Origin of the sequence: Myroides sp. DW712 (assembly GCF_046557355.1) — a bacterium.
In the GTDB taxonomy this organism is placed as follows: domain Bacteria; phylum Bacteroidota; class Bacteroidia; order Flavobacteriales; family Flavobacteriaceae; genus Flavobacterium.
In genome coordinates this window covers 1-20,806 of record NZ_JBKFDO010000015.1, presented here as the reverse complement: position 1 = coordinate 20,806, position 20,806 = coordinate 1, and the positions used below count along the sequence as shown (strand labels likewise).

Here is a 20,806-nt window from a genome sequence, read left to right as displayed (position 1 = left end):
TTAATGGAATAAAAAAAGCGCTAAATCGCATAAAAGCATTGAATACCTCCCTATTAGATTCTGTACCGATGGAAGGAAAATACCTACAAACAAAACTTAGTTGCATGGAGAACCATGGCCTAAGTCATTTGATTTCTTCCTTGTATCGTGTGATATTTTCTTTTCTCCACTAGGCCATCGAATCAGACTAAACTAGGCTTACTCACTAATTGCTGCAGTACTAGAAAAAAAGGTGTACTTTTAGGGGGATTTTAGTGGTAAGTAGTTCTTATTTACATACACTATTTATACCAATTTTGCCAATGACTTGCTTCTATACCAGGAGCTTTCACTTAAAAATGCCTCATGAGTAAACATTATATCACGTGTAAACACTGTCAAACTGAAAATCTTAACACCGATTATTGTACCCATTGTGGAGCCCTAATTAATATTGTATTGGAACGCCAATTAGAGCAACAGCGCATAAAAGAAGAACGCATAGAAAAAGAACGTCAAACTGCACCTACTCCACTAGAAAAGGTAGCACAGAAACTACGCAATCATTCCAATCCACTTGTGCGGATTCTCTTTTTTATTGTGCACACCGTGTGGTTAGTTGTTGCTACAATTGCTGCCGGAATTGCTTATCTGGTGGGAATGATTGCAGCCTAATATTACTCCCCCTACATTTATCCTTCTAGTTATGCGAAGAATCCTCTTTTTTCTAGCTTTTGCCATTGCTCTGACCATCTACATTTGCCAACAGATTCATCTTTCTATTCCCAGCTGGATTAATAACTACGTCAATGACTTTCTCTTCTTGCCTCTAGTCTTGGGGCTTTGTTTATTTGTGGTTCGAAAAATAAAAGATAATCCCAACCTACAGCTTTCTCTTCCTTTGATTCTAGGCGTTAGCCTCTTTTATTGTATTTACTTTGAATGGTATTTACCTCAGCACAATTCGCGTTATACAGGTGATTGGATCGATTGTATGCTTTACTTTAGTGGTGCAGCTGTGTTTTATTTGGTACATCGGAAAAGGAGTCAATTGACAATTGACTAAAAAATTGCTGGACAAACAAAAGAACTAAAAAAACTGTCTATTGTATCCATCAGAGGCATAAGAACGTATGCCCCCGAGCAAGTACATCTTTTATAATCTAATTATTTTTCTACAGGGCCAGAGATTAACTTTTTATAGTTATCCGATGGCGCGGATTTGCAATCCGTGCCTTCATCTATCCCATAAACAATATTTCAACTTCGATCTCATACGCTAAACCTGCATAATTACGAGCTGAACTGAAATAATAATCTTCTACATTTGGAACAACTTTTTCCTTTACCGGATTTTGATGAATATAATTTAGCTCCTCTTTTATAAAAAAAATTAGAATAAATCGATTCCTATTCAATAACAAGGACTTAACTTCATTCGGTTCAGCCAAAGCGGCGGGTGAAATCTACCGCACAGATTGCAAATCCGCGCGATCGCATTACAAATTCCGCCCAGCAACTAGACACAAAAAAACCTCGTTTAAAAGGCTTAAACGAGGTTGATACTTTAGTTTTTAAGTTGGAATTGTAACCACTCACTCCTAGGAGCAAAAGGTATTTAGAACTTCCCAAAGAAAGATTTTATATCAAAGTAATACAGGCTAGTTGAACCATCTGACTTCTCCACTTTGATTAAATCGTACATATTCCCTTTGTATTCAGATAAAGATTGACCAATAAGTTTACAATCCTTACAGTTTGCTTCTATATATTGGTATTCTTCTCGTACACTATTTACTTTGATTGCTGTGTCAAAAGACAAGCCATCTTTTACGTTCGTTTTTTTTCTAGTATCGATAAAGGAATAATTCTCCGTAGCCATTTCGATACTGATACTTTCAGCAGTGAACTTGATTCGATTTTTGTCTAGAATCTCATAGCGATATAAATCCGTTTTTCCAGAGTCTTCATGAAACTCATAAAATTTACCATTTTCAATCCACCAATTCCCCTTTTCAATATGATTATAGGTATTTCCCCTTTGCTTGTAGCTAAAATCTAATGCAAAGGTACCATCTTCATTTCGTTGCATTTCCCATTTTTTTTCTACTCCCTCAATTTGATCATCTTTTTCAGATCCTGTCCATGTCCCCACTAATCTTTTATCAATTTGTTTTTCATTGCTTACAGATATCAAATGTGATCCACAAGAGGTTAAAAAAAGAAGGATAAAAGAGAGCCCCAATAAATTAAAATTCTTCATGTTATATTTGTTTGTTTTAAACTGTTGTACCTACTTTCCTGCTTTGGAACGTCACGATTAATTGAAGCAATGTATTTCAATGTAACCAAACGTTTAAAAAGCTAATTTAGTTTGCTAAATTAACAATAAATACCATAGAATCTATTTTCACAAATTAAAAGAACAGGCTTTCGACTTGCAGTAAACCGTTCATTTGAAAAAAGCATCGCCTGCTTTTTCATCAACTATGCAATGAAAAATAGATGCGATGCTTTATTTTTATTAAAATTCCCCTAAAAACACACTTGTACTACATTCTACTTGGTCAACATCTGTCAAGAAAACCCAAATACCATAGCCCGTATCTTCAAAACTAGCCGGAAGTTGAACCTTACATTCACCCGCGCCACGTGCTGCTACCTGCTCCAAAATAAACATAGATTGCGTTGCCTTTTGATAGATGACCACCGTAAGTACATCTGCTTTATTTACAGAACCAAAAACTAAATCTGCACTCCAAGTTATGGTAAGCTCTTTGTTTACAATCGTTACAGTATCCACAAAGATCGTTTGCAAAATTCCCTTGCTTATTACAACCTTACTCAAGTTTACAACAAACCCTTCTTCTACTTGATTTACTGCTTCTTGAAGGTGATACCCTAAAGCTACATTTACATTAGACTTTAATTCTTGAGCCGAACCAAAATAGCGTTTAATTAAGCCATTTAATGGTCGTAAAAAATTGGACACTAATTTAAATTTTTGACGATGACTCAGCTGTCCAGCTGTTGGTTTTTTACTACTTTTTTTAGGTGCATTGCGAACGATATTTTGCCCCTTTACATTTGATCCCACAAGTGTTCCTACTTTACCGCTAAAACCTCCTGTTAATCCATTATTCATTTTTCCCATAATTTTGCCTTTTTACATGATTTGTACTTTTTTATGCGTCACGCCTAGTAGCTAGCTTTACTATGGCGCTCGATACAAAACTAAAAAAGTAGAAAAACAAGGGCAATCCCCCCCTTCCGTTCTCTTCCACTAAAAGGATAAAAAAGGAGTGTTTTTCCTTTATTTTCCGAATTAAAAAATCACAAACACCTGAAATTAAACATCTTACAACCAAACAATAGAGAGCATGTAAAGGGTTTGTAAGGGGCAAGTTAATACCAACAAGGGTTTTAGCCCATTTTACCAATGTTACCCCTTACTATCCCTTTACTATCTCCTTAGCATCTTATCTCTAATCTCACAGTTTACACCAAATCTTTTTTACTAATTTGTACAAAAAAATCCAGATTTGCTCAGTTGAAAAGTGCGCATCATTTGGCTTTTTTTATTTTACCAACCAGTCATTCCACAGCCTGGTGTCAGTAAAAGCTGCGACCCTTCGTCGCCTCAGCGTGATTATTGGGAAGATTTTCTTATTTACGGGATAAACATATAGAGGTGAATGGTAATTCGCTCTACAAACATGAAAAGAAAGAGAGAATGAAGGTTACTCAAGAAGAAGCAGAATTAATTATGGAATTTTTATACCATCTTACTCGGATAGTTATTCGAGAATATTTTGAAAGAAATGAAGATTAGGATTTATACTCATTGAGTGCATCAACAATATCCTCCTTGATAAATTCCCAATATTTCCCTCTTAAACAGATTGGGTCGAAGTCATCATCGGCTAACTCAAAATTAATGAGGTTGTTCATTATGAGTTCTTCATCATGTGTATAGGGATAACGTTCTTGATGTAGAGAAAGCATGGTAGAAAGGCTGTATTTCTGTAGTAATTCATGCAAATCCCAAAAATCTTTCTTGCGACCTATACGTTGTACTACATCTATTTTCATAGCAATGATTTCTTTGGTAGTAGCCATTCTAATTTTATCCACAATCAAAGGAGAGTGTATAAAAGTATCTGTATAAAACACATCTAATTTTACCACATTGTCCTTATCTGTACCCACACTATAAGATTTACCCATTGCTGGATCAAGATTTGAAAAATGATGGTGGTAAGGAAATGTTTTCTCTATGAATTCATCAATAGCTTTAAAATCAATAGAACCATATGGGGCATCACTAAATAAATCTATATCTACAGACAAACGATGTCCTACTTGAAGACTTAATGCTGTACCGCCCACCAAACGAAAAGACTCAAACACAGAAGACTCCATTAGCGTAATCAATGTGTTTTTTAAAAGATCATTGACGGTGTTATAATACATCATAATTAGTCTGTAGTTTTATCGGATCTGTATATAGTATATGGATTTCTGATATTGGACTTCTGCAAAGCTTGACTTACTTTTTCAGCACCATAAAAGCGAATTATTTCGTTTTTATCATTCTCATTTCCTCGCTCAAAAACACGTTGAATGACAGCTCTGTATTGTCGTTCCCAATCTATGTGTTGAATATCCGTATCCCAAAACAAAGCTTTACTCAGGATATGCAGATTAGGAGTACTTTTGCTTTCTTTTTCTTTGATTTTTTGGATATCATAATAGGCCTGCAATATCACTAATGTACCTTCTTCCAACCCAAGTTCTCTTTCAATCTTCAATGCCAGTGCGGTGCTAATCCCTCTTTTGCCTTTGATGATAGCATTAAACGTCTGAGGATGTTCTTCTAAAGATAAAGCAAAAGGACGCTGCTTGATAGAACGTTTTTTTAATTCTCTATCAAGTACAATCCCTGGATGTATTCCTTTATATTTATCAAATTGCCTAATCACAATACAAATATAAACATTTTTGCTTACATAATTATTTAGTGAACTGATAATTTAAATGAGAGATGGAAACGAAAAGATTGACATTCAGATAGGTTTATATAAGTTTGGTATATTTCTGTTATTTCTGCCAAAATTATATTTTCGATAGCCTGAAAAATAATAAGCTAATATTCACTCCAATAGAAAAAACAAGATGGCGCTGATTTGCAATCCGTGCCTTCATCTATCCCATAAACAATACTTCAACTTCGATCTCATAAGCTAAACCTGCATAATTACGAGCTGAACTGAAATAATAATCTTCTGCATTTGGAATAACTTTTTCCTTTACCAGATTTTGATGAATATAATTTAGCTTCTCTTTTATAAAAAAAAATTAGAATAAATCGATTTCTATTCAATAACAAGGACTTAACTTCATTCGGTTCAGCCAAAGCAGCGGGTGTAATCTACCGCACGGATTGCAAATCCGCGCGATTGAAATTTTGATTTTAGTTCCTGTTTTCTTTTATTTCTTTAATCCGTTGATAAAATTGCATAACCTATAATTATCAGACCAATCTCGATGGCGCGGATTTGCAATCCGTGCCATTATTTATACACACAGGCTACAAGTCCACACAATCAGGTTTAACTTCGTTTAATTTAGCTAAAGCTATGAGTGCAATCTGTATCTGTATCTATCCTTTAAACACAGCCTCAAGATTATTATTTAAATCTGAATAATTACATACCAATCTGAAATAGTAATTAGGTATTTACAACAACCTTTTCTTTTACGATTTAGCGCACGGATTACAAATCCGCGCGTCCGATGGCGCGGATTTGTAATCCGTGCCTTCATCTATCCCATAAACAATACTTCAACTTCAATCTCATAAGCTAAACCTGCATAATTACGAGCTGAACTGAAATAATAATCTTCTGCATTTGGAACAACTTTTTCCTTTACCAGATTTTGATGAATATAATTTAGCTTCTCTTTTATAAAAAAAATTAGAATAAATCAATTCCTATTCAATAACAAGGACTTAACTTCATTCGGTTCAGCCAAAGCAGCGGGTGTAATCTACCGCACGGATTGCAAATCCGCGCGATCGGAGTTTGCCAAATTGAAAGGTGCACATCTCTTAGATGTTTTTTTTGTGCACCGAATCCCGAATCTTTTTAGGTGCACTTTTGAATAAGATGCGATACCTCTAAAAAAGAAAAAACCTATAACTCATAGTGAATCATAGGTTTTGTGCTTTTTTGTTTAGATAATTTTACCCATTTCCCATCTCTAAATAAAGGGATTAGATATCCCAGACAGGGGGATATAGACACAAAGAAAAACCAATACCTCATTGCATTCGGTCTTGTGCTTTTTTTATTTCCAAAAGGTACCCACAAAGCGAGCTTTGGGTACTTTTTGGAAATAAAAAAACCGATAACTCTCGTTATCGGTTTTCTTTGCGGAGAAAGAGGGATTCGAACCCCCGGACCTGTTACAGTCAACAGTTTTCAAGACTGCCGCAATCGACCACTCTGCCATTTCTCCAGTAGTCTGCCCTACTTCTGTATTGCGAGTGCAAATATAGCGCGTTTTTTTAATTATGCAAAAAAGAAAATTAATTTTTAAATAAAAAAATCGTACTATATTCCTAACACCCTTGTATATTGTTCGTTAATACGTAACGTAATCTGTGATTTCCAAACCATAACCAATCATTCCTACTCGTTTTTCTGGTTCTGAATTCGTCATCAGGCGAATATTGGTAATCCCTAAATCATGTAAAATTTGAGCACCAATACCAAAATCTTTTTCATCTCCTGGTAATTTCGGGGTTTCCATATCCAATTTACCGCCCAATTGATCTTTAATAAAGCTTAATCGTCTTAACAAGCTAATATTTTGTGCATCTTGGTTGATAAACAAAATAGCTCCTTTTCCTTCTTTATTAATGGTATTAAATGCCGATTCAATACGCACATCTAGTTTTCCACTTAATGCATCAAGAATATCATTACTTCCAATCATGGAATTGATACGGGTTAATACCGCTTCATCTTCCTTCCACTCCCCTCTAGTCAAGGCTACGTGAATTTGTTTATTGGTAATTTGTTGATACGCACGTAGACGGAACTTACCAAAACGTGTTTCAATTTCGAAATCTTCTTTCTTATCAATCAAACTATCGTGTTTCATACGATAGGCAACCAAAGCTTCGATAGAGATGATTTTCAGGTCCCATTTCTTCGCTACTTCTACCAATTGAGGAAGGCGAGCCATAGTACCATCTTCATTTAAAATTTCAACCAAAATCCCTGCAGATTTAAACCCTGCTAAACGAGCTAAGTCCACCGCTGCTTCCGTATGCCCTGTACGGCGTAAAACACCTCCTTGTTTGGCAATCAAAGGGAAAATATGCCCAGGACGTCCTAGGTCCTCAGGCTTTGTAGCTTCATCCACCAAAGACAAAATAGTTTTCGCTCGATCTTGAACGGAAATTCCTGTCGTACACCCCTGACCAATTAAATCAATAGAAACCGTAAAGGCCGTTTGGTGTAATACGGTATTATTCAAAACCATTGGTTTCAAATCTAATTCCTTACAGCGTTTCTCATTTAAGGGTGCACAAATCAATCCACGTCCATGGGTAGCCATAAAATTAATCATTTCAGGGGTAACCATTTCCGCTGCAGCTATAAAATCTCCTTCATTCTCACGATCTTCATCATCCACGACAATAATTACCTTTCCTGCTCTTATATCTTCTATAGCTTCTTCTATCGTATTTAACTGAATATGATTCGTTGACATAATAAATATAGTTTTTGTTGTGTGTTATTCTAATGTTTGTTTTTCTTCTTTTACTGCTTGTTTTCTGGTAAATAATCCCGTAAAGAAATCTCCAATTGTCGAAAAGAACCCCAAGAAGTTCACCTCTCCATTATCTCGCGTTGCTTTTAAGGTCAAGAAGACAGCCAAAGGAGTAAGTATCAAAGCACCTGCCCAAGCCCCTAAAATCGGTTGTATCCCATCCTCTTGTGCCAATTTCTTACCAAATGTATTGACAAAGTGATATAAAATAAAAATAATAACCGCAAATACGATTGGCAGTCCTAGTCCACCTTTTCGGATAATAGCTCCCAAAGGTGCTCCAATGAAATACATCAAAAAGCACGAATAGGCAATGACAAATTTTTCATACAAGGCCAAATAATGGTCGTTTAATTTTTTAATCTGACTCGAAGCCGCTACATCATTTGATTCTGTATTAAACACAATATTATTGGTATAATCAATAGACGATTGTAGAATCCTTGCTTGCATTTCCTTTGAAAAAGAAGCTAGTGGCTGTTCGTTGAAATCCACAACTTTCTTAGCTATTGAATCTTTCTTTACTTCCTGCGTTACGCTAGTTGTACTGATCGTTCGATTGTGAAAATAGGGGCTGTAAATACTGTTATAGCGCAACAGCATATTTTCCATGTTTGATTTTCTATCGCTTTGTAGTGTAGTTTCTAAGGAATCAATTGTATAGGTTAATTCCTTAATATTCAACATATGATAGGTGTTCTTAATCTCTTCTCGTTCTGCTGTATTATCTTGTAAAGCTCCTAAATCAATATTCATGGTATACTTTTCAAAAGCCACTTTTGTAAAGGGCTTCTTGCGCATTTGTGAAGTAGATTTAGGTATAACATCTTCATAATAATTCCCATCGAACAAGTGCAATTGTAAAATACTCGACGTATTATCCGATTCCAACTCTCCATCCACCGAGCGAATAACCGCTTTATTATCATAGCCTGACGCAGACTTAATATGCATCGTTACATTTTCCAAATACTGTCCCTTTTCGCCCGTTTTTTTATCTACTTTGATATTAATCGTACCTACATCATTAAATTGTCCCGCTGCAATAGCCATGGCAGGTTTAGTCTGCAAAATTTCCTTGCGCATATTGATAAAACGATACTCTGCTTTGGGAATCACATCATTGGCAAACCAAAATGAAATAGAAGCGAGTATGGCAATAAAAATAGACAACGGTTGCATCGCTCTTTTTAATGAAATTCCCGATGCTTTCATCGCAGCAAATTCATAGTGCTCCGCAAAATTACCAAACGTCATAATCGACGCCAATAGCACTGATAAAGGCAATACCAACGGAATCATCTTAGGGGAATAGAACAGTAAAAACTGCACAATAATGAAGAAGTCTAAATCCTTCCCTGCTAATTCAGTGATAAACAACCAAATACCCTGCAAAATAAAGATAAAGTAAAGAATGATAAACACTGTAAACAGTGTCGATACAAAGGAGGTTAGTATATAGCGATCAAGTATTTTCACGAAGTCGAATTAATCTATGTTATTGATGTAATAATTTGAATAATCTGCGTTTGTAAAGGTAAAGTGATTTTTCGACATACTTTGGTTAGTTTGAAAAGATTTAACCGTCAAGACCGACTTTGAACCATTTTTATTGACTTGAATTTTAGTATAAATCTGCTTGGTGGCATGATCAACTCCCACTAATACTTCTTTAATACCCGATTTTTTATCCAGTGGAATCAGTTTAATGTATTGAATCTCTTTGCCTTTTACCGTTTGTGAAATATCCCACTGTAAGTCATATCCTTCCTTGTAAAACGTCAATATTTGTAAAGGCAAGGCATTGTCAATCTTCTTAGGGTCATATTTAGATACCGTTACTTCTTTATCCTCATCGCTAATTGTATAAATCTTTTTCCCATCGAAAATACGTGTCATATCCATAAAAGACAAGCGATATAGATTCTCTTTCAAATCAATATGCCCATCTGTTTCTTGGTTGACATCGCCAGATTTTCCATCAATTTGAGCATAGTGAAAATCAATAGAAATAGTGGAATAACTAGCTATTTTCTTATTAACTTCATCTAAATAGTTTCTAGCACGTTGGCTACTTTGTCCATAACTTAGTACAGTAGTACACAGTACTAAAAGAAAGGCTATTTTTTTCATGTTTACTCTTCGTTTTCTTAGTTAAATAAGTCGTTTTGTTCTTCTTGGAAGAATTGATCCAAAGCTACTAAATCAGGAATTAATACACTACGTGCCTTACTACCTTCAAAAGGCCCCACAATATGTGCTGCTTCCAACTGATCAATAATCCTTCCAGCTCGATTATATCCTAGCTTCAATTTGCGTTGCAACAAGGACGCAGATCCTTGCTGAGCCGTAACAATAATTTCCGCTGCCTCTCTAAACAGCGAATCGCGTTCACTAATATCTAAATCTAGAGCTGAACCACTACCTTCCTCACCTACGTATTCTGGCAACAAATACGCATCTGGATAAGCCTTTTGTCCACCAATAAATTCCGTAATTCGATCGACTTCTGGCGTATCAACAAACGCACATTGTACACGTACTAAATCATTTCCTTGGGTATAAAGTAAATCTCCACGACCAATTAATTGATCTGCTCCTTGTTGATCAAGAATGGTACGAGAGTCAATCTTAGACGTTACGCGAAAGGCAATACGCGCAGGGAAGTTTGCTTTAATAATCCCGGTAATTACGTTTACGGATGGACGTTGAGTGGCCACAATCAAATGAATCCCGATGGCACGAGCGAGCTGAGCCAAACGCGCAATAGGCGTTTCTACATCTTTACCCGCAGTCATAATTAAATCCGCAAACTCATCAATAACCAAAACAATATAAGGCAAAAATCGATGTCCATTTTCTGGGTTCAAACGGCGTTGTTTAAACTTCTCATTGTACTCCTTGATATTGCGAACCATCGCATCTTTCAACAAGCTATACCGGTTATCCATCTCAATACAAAGAGAATTCAATGTATTGATTACCTTCGTATTATCTGTAATAATTGCCTCTTCAGAATCGGGTAGTTTAGCCAAATAATGGCGTTCAATTTTATTGAATAAAGTCAACTCTACTTTCTTGGGATCGACTAATACAAATTTCACCTCTGCTGGATGTTTTTTATACAACAACGAAGTAAGTAAAGCATTTAATCCCACCGATTTTCCTTGTCCAGTTGCACCAGCCATCAATAAATGGGGCATCTTCGCTAAATCTACAACAAAGGTTTCATTCGAAATCGTTTTCCCTAAAGCCACAGGCAACTCCATTTCTGCACTTTGAAACTTTGGTGAACCTATAACACTGCGCATCGAAACAATAGACGGAGTCGTATTCGGCACCTCAATACCAATGGTTCCTTTTCCGGGGATTGGTGCTATAATACGGATTCCTAAAGCCGCCAAAGACAACGCAATATCATCTTCTAAGTTCTTAATTTTAGAAATACGAACACCTGCTTCAGGTACAATTTCATATAAAGTAACAGTAGGTCCTACCGTCGCTTTAATTTGTGCAATATCAATCTTGTAATTGCGCAGGGTCTCTACGATATTATTTTTATTTTCTTCTAATTCTTCTTGATTAATGGTTATACTTCCCGTTCCATAATCCTTGAGTAAATCAATGGCGGGGAATTGATAGTTCGACAATTCCAACGTTGGATCAAATTCTCCAAAATCCTGTACCAATTGAGCGGCTAAATTTTCCTCTACCGTTCCTTCTTCTTGACCAGTTTCAATAACAAATTCTTCTGTAGAAACTGGCTTTACTTCCTTTTCTATTACAGGTTCAATCTCCTCTTTCTTTAACGGAAGATTCAATTCAGAACTATGTCCTATCGTAGGTTTAATACTCTTATGATCAATAGAAAAAGCGGAAGTTTGTGCCTCTTTTACTCGAATTTCACCTTCAGACTGTAGTGTATTGTTTCTTTTATCTGCTGCTGGACTTACTTCTTTTTCCTCCGAAAGAGTTGCTGCGTTTACCGTTTCATCTTTTGCGGAAGTCGATACAACCTCTTTATCAAAAGAAGCATCATCCAACTTCGTAACAGGAGATAATTTCGAAAATTTATGAGGAAGAGTCGCAATAAAATCTCTGATTTTGGTTGGAGATAATTTATAGCGAAATAAAAAGAACGCAAGCGTAATAAAGCTAAGAAGTAAAATGGCACCTGCTGTTCCAAGGTAATCTGTTAAATACAAATTGATTTCATAGCCTACCGTTCCGCCTAAAAGTGGGTTAGATTGCCAGAAAAATCCAAGAAATCCTCCCAGTAATACCATCGAAGTTAGATCCCAAAAAATCACTTTTTTAATTCGCTTAGCAGCAATACCAAAAAAGGCATACACGCCTGTATGTACAAGTAATTTAGCAAAGAAAAAAGAAGCTACTCCAAACCCTTGGTAAATAAAAACATGACCTAAATAGGCACCTAATTTTCCCAACCAGTTGTTTACTTCCAATTCTCGATTCCCTACATCGACTAAATTACTTTGGTCCTCTATTCCTGATATAAAATAAGAAATAAAGCTCAAAATAAGCGATATTCCTATAATAATCAGCAATATAGAAAACAAAAAACGCGAATTCTTTAAAATAGATGTGTCGTATTTTTTCTGCTCTAGCGGACTGACTTTTTTCTTTGTTGATTTATTTTCTCTTTCCATTTATACCTTGCAATTGATAAGATAGGCGTTGACAGGTTACTAGCGAATATAATAAAGTAAAAGATATCTTTAAAAAAATGTGTTTTGCTTTACTTTGCAAATGAACAACTTTCTTTAAAAATATCTTTTACATTCGTTTTATTTGTGCCCGTTTATAAGGCAGCTAAAGCCAATTCATAATTTGGTTCATCCGCTGTTTCCGCTACTTGCTCGGTATAAACTACCTTTCCTTCTTCATTAATTACAACGATTGAACGCGATAATAAACCTGCTAAAGGTCCATCTTCAAACGTCACTCCATATGATTTCCCAAATGCACCTGTTCTAAAATCAGACAACATAACCACATTGTCAATTCCTTCTGCTCCACAAAAACGATTTTGTGCAAAAGGCAAATCTTTAGAAATGCACAATACTATCGTATTATCGAATTGACTCGCCTTTTGATTGAACGTGCGAACAGACATCGCGCATGTTGGAGTATCCACACTAGGGAAGATATTCAACACCACTTTTTTACCTGCAAAATCTGCCGATGCTTTTGTTGTTAAATCTACCCCAACTAATTCGAAATTAGGGGCTACTGAACCTACACTAGGTAACTCACCTACCGTGTGAAATGGATTATTTTTTAATGTAACTGTTGCCATACCTTGCTTTTTTTATTCAAACAAAAATAAGAAAAAATGCCCAATTATTTGCTTTAAATCTTGCTAACTCTTATCGCAAATCATTCTTTATCTCTTTAAGGCATCTCCCACCTTACCATGCAAAAAAAGGGAGACAACCCGTATATTTTCTTAAATCACGTTAATTTCCATACGCAAAACTACTAAATAAACCATTATATCTTTCCTTTTCCCTAACTTTGATGGAAACACCTAAAAAAAGTTTAATGAAAACAATGAAAGCAGCACGTTGGTACGCAGCAAAAGACATTCGCGTGGAGGAAGTCAACATACCACAACCTAAAACCAATCAAGTCAAAATTGCCGTTCAATTCGCAGGCATTTGTGGTTCGGATTTACACGAATACAACCACGGCCCACAACTAATTCCCATGGACGCTCCCTATCCATTAAATGGTCATCAAGGAGTAACCACGTTGGGTCATGAATTCTCAGGAATTATTGAAGAAGTAGGCGCTGGAGTCGCTCATCTAAAAAAAGGAGATCGTGTGGTAATCGAGCCCATCTATAAAAATTTTGACAGTCCTTTCACTACTGCAGGTCAATATAACTTAGGAGAGCACCTCGGTTTTATTGGATTAGCTGGAGATGGTGGGTTTGCAAACTACGTCGTGGTTGAAGATTATATGGTACATAAAATGCCTGAATCCATGTCCTTTGAACAAGGCGCCATGGTAGAACCAGCAGCTGTGGCAGTATATGCTGTCATGCAAAGTAACCTCCAACTTGGAGAAACTGCTTTTATTTCTGGAGCAGGTCCTATTGGACTTCTATGTGTACAAGCAGCTTTAGCAGCAGGAGCAAGTACGGTTATTGTCACGGATGTCGCTGAAAAACGCCTAGAAAAAGCCAAAGAAATTGGTGCTACTCACGTGTTTAATGCTATGGATCCAGATCTAAACCAAAAAATAAAAAATGTAACCGACCAGTTAGGTCCTCATGTTTTTCTAGATTGTGCTGGTGTACAAGCCTCGTACGATACGGGGTTTAACGTAGTGAGAAATGGAGGCACCGTTGTACTTGTAGCCCTATTTGGTCAACCTATTCAACACGATGCACTTCAACAAGTCTTACGCGAAATTACCGTAAAAGGAGTTATCGCTTATCGCAATATATTTCCACAAACAATGAAATTAATCAGCAGTGGTCAAATGCCTGTAGAAAAGTTAATTACCAATAAAATCAGTTTAGACGAAATCGTCAATCAAGGCTTTGAAGCGCTAATTAAAAATCCTTCTGAAGTAAAAATATTGATTGATATTAATCGATAGTTTTTGGTGAATAGTAGAAATAAGAACTAAGTGAATTTTCTAAATCAGTGGGTTTAACTGATATGAAGATAAATTCACAATACATAAGACGTTAACTGATAACTCTTTACTGCACAAAAAAACATATAAATATAAAATTCTACTTGGGTTAAAAACCAAGTAGAATTTTTTTATACATCTACTAGGTAACAATTTACACAAACAAAAGACATGTTCTGGATAGGCTTTTCAAATGATTTAAACTGGATATGAACTTCTAGGTTATTCGTTATTTGTTGTTTGCTTTTTGTTGTTTGTTATTGGATAAGGTTTATCCCGTACAAAGCGCAATTTTCTTACAAACGAAGAGACTAAACAACCCTCACCCAAATTCTCACCCATCACAAATTACGAATTACGCCCCCTCATTTTCCCTTTCAATAATCTCCTTCAACAACAAAACAGCTTGTTCTAATTCCTGTTCATTCATTGAAGCAAAACCAAAGCGAAACGCATTTAATTCAACCACGGATTGCTTAATGGCTACTTGAGGATGCTTACATAGGTTAGCAAGCTGATGAGAAGGGTTCAATACCACCCAAATAGCCATTCCTCCAGAAGGTAAAGTATAGGTGATATGTGCACTCAAATGGTCCTGTAAGAGTTGGTCTAGATAATCCCTGCGAGTAAAATAGCACTTTTTTGCTTTTTTAATATGTCGTTTTAACTCCCCTTGCCTAATTAACTCCGCCAAGGCATTTTGCATATATCCGTCCACCCCAACATCAATGAGCTTACGCAAAGCCACCCCTTGTTCAATAAAATTAAATGGGGCAACCATAAATCCAATGCGAATAGAAGGATCCAATAGCTTTGAAAATGACCCGATATAAAGGGTAGTCCCATTGTGTTGACTACTAGCTAAGGGTAAATAAGGTGAAGAAGCATAATGATAATCATAGTCATAATCATCTTCAATAATCGCAAACCTATACTGTTGGGATAATTTAAGTAAAGCAATCCGACGATCAATACTCAGCGTGACCGTAGTAGGATAATGATGATGTGGAATCACATAAATTGCTTTAATAGGCTGTTGCTCACAAATGGCTTGAACTTCTTCAACGATGATGCCATTATCATCCACCCCAACTTCTACTATTCTTGCACCTGTTTGTTCAAACACTTGAGTAGCCTTACCATAATTCGGCCTCCCTACCACAACAATATCTCCTTGAGTTAACAACAGTTGTGCTGCTAAATAAATACTCATTTGTGCGCCATGAGTGATTAAAATATGTTCCTTTTCAATATTTAATCCTCTTGTTTCCGATAAATAATCAGCTAAAACTTCACGCAACTTCAAACTTCCCTGTGCACTGCCAAATGTAGCATTGCGAATGCTGTGCTTCTTCGAGGTATACGAACGATAAATCTTCAGCAAATCATCTATAGGTGAAAGTCGTACATCAGGAAATCCATCATCAATGATGACAGAAGGCAAAGAAGGACTTGTTTTTTGTTTAGGAGGAGTTATCTGCTTGAATGCCAAATCAAATAGAGTAGCATAAGAGGACGTATTCTCCTCTTCTTCTGTCCATTTTTTTGGTTTTAAATTCGGAATCTTAGCAGAAACGGCTACATACTTACGCGGGACGGATATCACCCAATCCTGTGCCTCTAGCTCTTCATAGGCAGCTACTATCGTTTTGCGATGTACAGCAAGTAACTTCGCTAAATCTCGTGTACTAGGCAAATGCGTATTTGCTTTGATAACCCCTTGACTAATTGCATTGATAAACGAAATAGCAATCTGTCTGTAAATCGGTATCTTACTTGTTCTATCGATTGTGATGATTCTCTCAAATGGCAGCATATTGGACTACTAATTATAACTTAACTGGACCACAAAGATAGTCCTAATCTCCTCTACTTTTGTCCCATAAAATAAAAAAAAACGATGAATTACACGATTAAAAAAGCGAGTTTAGAAGATGTAAAAGAAGCGTCTGAATTATTTAATTTATACCGAATTTTTTATCGCCAAGAATCGGATTTACAAGGAAGTAGTGCTTTTATTAAAGAACGCTTACTTCAAGGGGAGTCGGATATTTTTTTGGCTATGATAGATAATAAAGCGGTGGGTTTCGTGCAATTGTACAAGTTATTTCACTACATTAAGCTAAAAAAACAATGGTTATTAAGCGACTTATTCGTACACCCAGACCACAGAGGAAAAGGATTGTCTGTTGCCTTAATTGACCGTAGCAAATTATGGTGTGAAGAAACAGATGCCTGTGGACTTATGCTCGAAACAGAAAAAACGAACATCATTGGTAATAATCTCTATCCGAAATGTGATTTTCAATACGATGGAGTGCATAACTACTATAATTGGTGGAAATAAGTCTAGTTTGTTGGCGGAGTTTCGGCTTCGCCAATTTTGTTATTCTCTTAATTTATATCCTATGTTACACATTCAAGAAAACATACAGTACATTTTAAAGCGCATGGAAAAGGCCTGTATAGCCAACAACAGAGACCCACGAGAGGTTCAATTACTCCTAGCTACGAAAACTGTTCCTGCTGATCGAATTCGCCTGGCTATAGCTGCCGGTCAAACGCTATTAGGCGAAAACAAAATACAAGAAATAAAAGAAAAATACCACGATTTACTTGATTTAAAACCGACCAATCACTTTATTGGTCATCTGCAAACGAATAAAATCAAAGACATCTTAAAATACGACGTAACTTGTATTCACTCCATTGACCGATTGGACTTAGCGAATAAACTACACCAACGCTTAACACTCGAAAACAAGACTATGGAGGTATTGATTCAGGTAAACACTTCTCAAGAAGAAAGTAAATTTGGCATTGCTCCTGAACACGCCTTAACACTTATCCAAGAAGTTGCTCAATTGGACACACTACGCATAAAAGGTCTTATGACCATTGGTTTATTTAGCGCAGATGAAGCTCAAATACGCCCCTGTTTTAAGCTCCTTAAAAACATACAACAACAAGCATTAGAACTGAATATACCAGGAGTAGAAATGAAAGAATTATCCATGGGAATGAGTGGAGATCTAGAAATTGCTATTGCTGAAGGAGCGACGATTGTTCGCGTAGGAACCGCCATCTTTGGTGAGCGAATTTACCCTGATAGTTACTATTGGAACGAAAACAAGTAAAAAGCAGGCGCTGTTTGGCATAAAAATTGTATTTTTAAGTTTAAACATAAATTCTATGAAAAAATATAATTTACACGCATTCCTAGTTGTTATTTCTCTTCTGTTTTTTTCAGTAACCACGGAGGCGCAAACCAAAACTTTTGGGGAAAGAATTGGTGACCTCATGTATGAGATGACCTTGGATCAACCGAATACAGAAAGCATTCAACAACTCTTACAAACATTTGATATTGATAACAAAGACGTCAAAATAGGAAATCTATCCTATAGTATTTTTGATGGATTTGACGGAGACAAAATGTATTATATTCCCTTTACTACAGCAGAAGAAAGTCGATTTACGGTAGAGCAATTAAAACAAGGAAACCAACTCTATTTTGGTGCTCAATTTTTACTCCACAGCGAATACACCTTAGATAGTAAAAAACAAATCCAGTATAAAAATAAGGACTATGCCTACAATACGAACTATGACGAACTTAGTCCATACTGCACTACACCGATGAAATACAAAAACGGCAGTGGAAATAATCCAAGCTCTCCTTTACTTAGTTGCGTATACACCAATCCAACGAGTAAAAAACGTATGATGTATTGGGTTGTTTTTGAAAAACCTATTGGAGATACACAAGGAAATACCATCAAAGAGATAAAATTTCAAAGCATTGAGCTTTGGCAAAAATAAAAAAGAGAGGCTGTCAGAGGATAGCCTTTCTACTATGCTTCTACTTGATGATCCAGGGAAGAATAAACCGAGTTCTGAGATTTAAACTCAGGAACAATCTGTTTTAATGTTGTTACTAAATACATCATATCTTCTTTTTTATCCTCACTTAAAACGCTTAAACAAAGCTGTTCAATCGCCTGCTTAGCCTCCGAAAGATTCTGCTCTCTTACTTGCGCAATCATAATCTTTTCATGATGCGTTTTTACAGTATTCTCTTCATTGGCAAGGAGTTCTTCAAAAATCTTTTCTCCTGGACGTAATCCTGTAATTTTAATATCAATATCATCCGGATAAACCAATCCACTTAATTGAATCATACGTTTAGCTAAATCTATAATTTTCATAGATTTCCCCATATCGAAAACAAAAATTTCTCCTCCATTTCCCATAATTGAAGCTTCTAAAACCAACTGACATGCTTCGGGAATTGTCATAAAATAACGTGTAATATCAGGATGCGTAACTGTTAGTGGACCTCCAGCATCGAGCTGACGTTTAAAAAGAGGAATAACAGAACCATTAGATCCTAATACATTTCCAAAACGCGTTACAATAAAGTTGGTAGTTCCTTTGTCTTTTAAACTAGACACATAAATTTCAGCTGCACGTTTCGTAGCCCCCATTACATTGGTTGGATTGACGGCTTTATCAGTAGAAACCATGACAAACTTATGTACGCCAAATGCAACAGATAAATCTGCAATATGCTTTGTTCCCTTTATATTTGTATAGATTGCTTCATACGGATAAGACTCCATTAATGGAACATGTTTATAGGCTGCTGCATGATATACCAACTCGGGTCTATACTGCTCAAAAATTGCCCTCATATTTGCCTCTTCCCGAATATTTCCCACCACATACACTATACGATCTTTAAATGAAGACACCATAGACTGTTGAACGTCATAAAGAGGAGATTCTGCATGGTCAATTAAAATTAACTGCTTGAAATCAAACAAAGCTACTTGTCTAGCTATTTCACTACCTATGGACCCCGCAGCCCCAGTAATCATGACTACTTTCCCTTTTAATTCATTGCCTATAATTGGATTTTCTAAATTAATTGCTTTACGACCTAAAAGATCATCAATTCGCAATTCCTTAATCTGTCTATTCGTATACTTTCCATTCAACCAGTCTGTAGCAGGTGGAATAATCTTAATCTTAACAGGAAGTTCTACTAAATACTCTGCAATTTCATTTAAACGCTCCCGTTGAATATTCTGAATAGAAATAATAATATCATCAATGCGGTATTGCTTCACAAAGTCACTGTTAATTTCTTTACTTCCATAAATGCGATAACCGGCAATACGCTGGCCAACTTTACGGTCATTATCATCAATAAAACCGACAATTTGTGTACGTACTTTCGTATCAGCTGCTAGAGCATTTAACGTAATTAAACCCGAGTCACCTGCACCATAAATTAGCACTCTTTTTTCATTGCGAACCTCTAAAATATAGCTACGGTAAAATTGGCTATAAAACAAACGAGCACACACCAAAATAGCCACAGACAAGAGCATGTGCATCACAATAAAAGAATAGGACTGTCTAACAAAATCATCTAATTGTTCTCCTGCAATAATTCCATTGCGTTGTAAAGCAGCTGGAATAGTAATTAGAACACTTGCAAATAAACAAGTAATAAACACTAATTCAATGTCTTTAATCGACGTCTGACGAATCAAACTACGATAAGGCTTTACTATCCAAAAACTAAGTATATAGGCTACTAAAACAATTGGTAGCTTAGAATAGAATAGCTCAATATCATACGTACCGTAAAAATTACTTAAAAAAAGTAAGGAAATAAAATAGGTAAAAAGAATAATAAAGATATCTATAACGAATATAATTCCCCTAGGAATATCTCTCTTTAACCTACTTTTCAAACGCTCAATCATAGCAATATAAATGGATAATTCTTCTTTTTTACCAAAGATAGTACATTTTCGACATTATTTAGATAAAAAAAGCGTCGATTATTCTATAATAAACAATAATGTTAAAAAATAAGTTAAAAAAAACAAGCTAACACAACAAATATCATAATATAAAATACATTCTATACTAATACTACTAATAGTAAATACAAACTGCTGAAAAAAATACATTTTTTTTTGTAAGAGTTTACTATTTGCGATGTTTTGTTCTTGGTATTTGTTGTTTGGTTTTTGTTCTTTGTGAGGATTGGGTGAGATTGGGTGAGATTGGGTGAGGATTGGGTGAGGATTGGGTGAGGATTGGGTGAGGATTGGGTGAGGAAAACACTCATCTCCCATTTCCCTTCTCTAGCGTAAACCGTTCACTGTCAACTGTAAACAAAAAAAGCCTGACTACTTGCGTAATCAGGCTTTTAAAAGAAGGGCGACGACATACTCTCCCACCATGTGGCAGTACCATCTGCGCTAGCGGGCTTAACTTCTCTGTTCGAAATGGG

The 20,806-nt window shown here is 36.0% G+C and carries 17 protein-coding genes and 1 tRNA gene; 6 read left to right on the top strand and 12 right to left on the bottom strand.

The genetic code is table 11. The features are described from left to right. Nucleotides 1-345: 345 nt before the first annotated feature. Together ACLJX0_RS12215 and ACLJX0_RS12210 are read left to right on the top strand one after the other, a co-directional pair. Nucleotides 346-654, top strand: a complete 309-nt coding sequence (locus ACLJX0_RS12215; RefSeq protein ID WP_410880807.1) for a hypothetical protein — start codon at nt 346-348, stop codon at nt 652-654. Between the two features lie 31 nt (nt 655-685). After that, nucleotides 686-1,045: a hypothetical protein gene (locus ACLJX0_RS12210; protein ID WP_410880806.1), complete on the top strand. Its 360-nt coding sequence runs from the start codon at nt 686-688 to the stop codon at nt 1,043-1,045. 552 nt (nt 1,046-1,597) lie between these two features. On the opposite strand, the gene ACLJX0_RS12205 is transcribed toward ACLJX0_RS12210, so the two are convergent. From ACLJX0_RS12205 to tpx, 10 genes are all read right to left on the bottom strand, one after another. Continuing rightward, nucleotides 1,598-2,242 carry a lipocalin family protein gene (locus ACLJX0_RS12205; RefSeq protein WP_410880805.1) on the bottom strand — a complete coding sequence of 215 codons (645 nt, stop codon included), beginning with the start codon at nt 2,240-2,242 and terminating at the stop codon, nt 1,598-1,600. Between the two features lie 261 nt (nt 2,243-2,503). Continuing rightward, on the bottom strand, nt 2,504-3,133 hold the full coding sequence (locus tag ACLJX0_RS12200; RefSeq protein ID WP_410880804.1) for a DUF6266 family protein: 630 nt from the start codon (nt 3,131-3,133) through the stop codon (nt 2,504-2,506). Nucleotides 3,134-3,807: 674 nt separating this feature from the next. Next, complete coding sequence (locus ACLJX0_RS12195; protein ID WP_410880803.1) at nt 3,808-4,455, bottom strand: nucleotidyl transferase AbiEii/AbiGii toxin family protein; 648 nt, start codon at nt 4,453-4,455, stop codon at nt 3,808-3,810. Between the two features lie 2 nt (nt 4,456-4,457). After that, nucleotides 4,458-4,961 carry a transcriptional regulator gene (locus tag ACLJX0_RS12190; RefSeq protein ID WP_410880802.1) on the bottom strand — a complete coding sequence of 168 codons (504 nt, stop codon included), beginning with the start codon at nt 4,959-4,961 and terminating at the stop codon, nt 4,458-4,460. 1,455 nt (nt 4,962-6,416) lie between these two features. Further along, nucleotides 6,417-6,501: transfer RNA gene (locus ACLJX0_RS12185), tRNA-Ser, on the bottom strand. Nucleotides 6,502-6,627: 126 nt separating this feature from the next. Next, entirely contained in the window at nt 6,628-7,764 is a 1,137-nt protein-coding gene (ribB, locus tag ACLJX0_RS12180; protein WP_410880801.1) for a 3,4-dihydroxy-2-butanone-4-phosphate synthase, read from the bottom strand. A 24-nt stretch (nt 7,765-7,788) separates the two neighbouring features. Beyond that, nucleotides 7,789-9,303: an LptF/LptG family permease gene (locus ACLJX0_RS12175; RefSeq protein WP_410880800.1), complete on the bottom strand. Its 1,515-nt coding sequence runs from the start codon at nt 9,301-9,303 to the stop codon at nt 7,789-7,791. Between the two features lie 9 nt (nt 9,304-9,312). Continuing rightward, nucleotides 9,313-9,957, bottom strand: coding sequence for a LolA family protein (locus tag ACLJX0_RS12170; RefSeq protein WP_410880799.1), 645 nt, complete (start codon nt 9,955-9,957; stop codon nt 9,313-9,315). A 17-nt stretch (nt 9,958-9,974) separates the two neighbouring features. Then, the gene (locus ACLJX0_RS12165) at nt 9,975-12,494 is read right to left on the bottom strand and encodes a DNA translocase FtsK 4TM domain-containing protein (protein ID WP_410880798.1); all 2,520 of its coding nucleotides are present in this window, start codon (nt 12,492-12,494) and stop codon (nt 9,975-9,977) included. 152 nt (nt 12,495-12,646) lie between these two features. Further along, nucleotides 12,647-13,144 carry a thiol peroxidase gene (gene tpx, locus ACLJX0_RS12160; protein WP_410880797.1) on the bottom strand — a complete coding sequence of 166 codons (498 nt, stop codon included), beginning with the start codon at nt 13,142-13,144 and terminating at the stop codon, nt 12,647-12,649. A 245-nt stretch (nt 13,145-13,389) separates the two neighbouring features. On the opposite strand from tpx, the gene ACLJX0_RS12155 reads away from it, so the two are divergent. After that, entirely contained in the window at nt 13,390-14,454 is a 1,065-nt protein-coding gene (locus ACLJX0_RS12155; protein WP_410880796.1) for a 2,3-butanediol dehydrogenase, read from the top strand. A gap of 394 nt (nt 14,455-14,848) precedes the next feature. Here the strand turns inward: ACLJX0_RS12155 and ACLJX0_RS12150 are convergent, their stop codons facing one another. After that, on the bottom strand, nt 14,849-16,309 hold the full coding sequence (locus ACLJX0_RS12150) for a PLP-dependent aminotransferase family protein (RefSeq protein WP_410880795.1): 1,461 nt from the start codon (nt 16,307-16,309) through the stop codon (nt 14,849-14,851). Nucleotides 16,310-16,393: 84 nt separating this feature from the next. Between ACLJX0_RS12150 and ACLJX0_RS12145 the strand changes: the two genes are divergently transcribed. The 3 genes from ACLJX0_RS12145 to ACLJX0_RS12135 all read left to right on the top strand — a co-directional run bounded on the left by ACLJX0_RS12145 (nt 16,394) and on the right by ACLJX0_RS12135 (nt 18,315). After that, the gene (locus ACLJX0_RS12145; RefSeq protein WP_410880794.1) at nt 16,394-16,840 is read left to right on the top strand and encodes a GNAT family N-acetyltransferase; all 447 of its coding nucleotides are present in this window, start codon (nt 16,394-16,396) and stop codon (nt 16,838-16,840) included. Between the two features lie 61 nt (nt 16,841-16,901). Further along, on the top strand, nt 16,902-17,630 hold the full coding sequence (locus tag ACLJX0_RS12140) for a YggS family pyridoxal phosphate-dependent enzyme (RefSeq protein ID WP_410880793.1): 729 nt from the start codon (nt 16,902-16,904) through the stop codon (nt 17,628-17,630). A 55-nt stretch (nt 17,631-17,685) separates the two neighbouring features. Beyond that, the gene (locus tag ACLJX0_RS12135; protein ID WP_410880792.1) at nt 17,686-18,315 is read left to right on the top strand and encodes a hypothetical protein; all 630 of its coding nucleotides are present in this window, start codon (nt 17,686-17,688) and stop codon (nt 18,313-18,315) included. 32 nt (nt 18,316-18,347) lie between these two features. Here ACLJX0_RS12135 and ACLJX0_RS12130 read toward each other — a convergent pair whose 3' ends face one another. Beyond that, nucleotides 18,348-20,270: a polysaccharide biosynthesis protein gene (locus ACLJX0_RS12130; RefSeq protein ID WP_410880791.1), complete on the bottom strand. Its 1,923-nt coding sequence runs from the start codon at nt 20,268-20,270 to the stop codon at nt 18,348-18,350. Nucleotides 20,271-20,806: the final 536 nt, after the last annotated feature.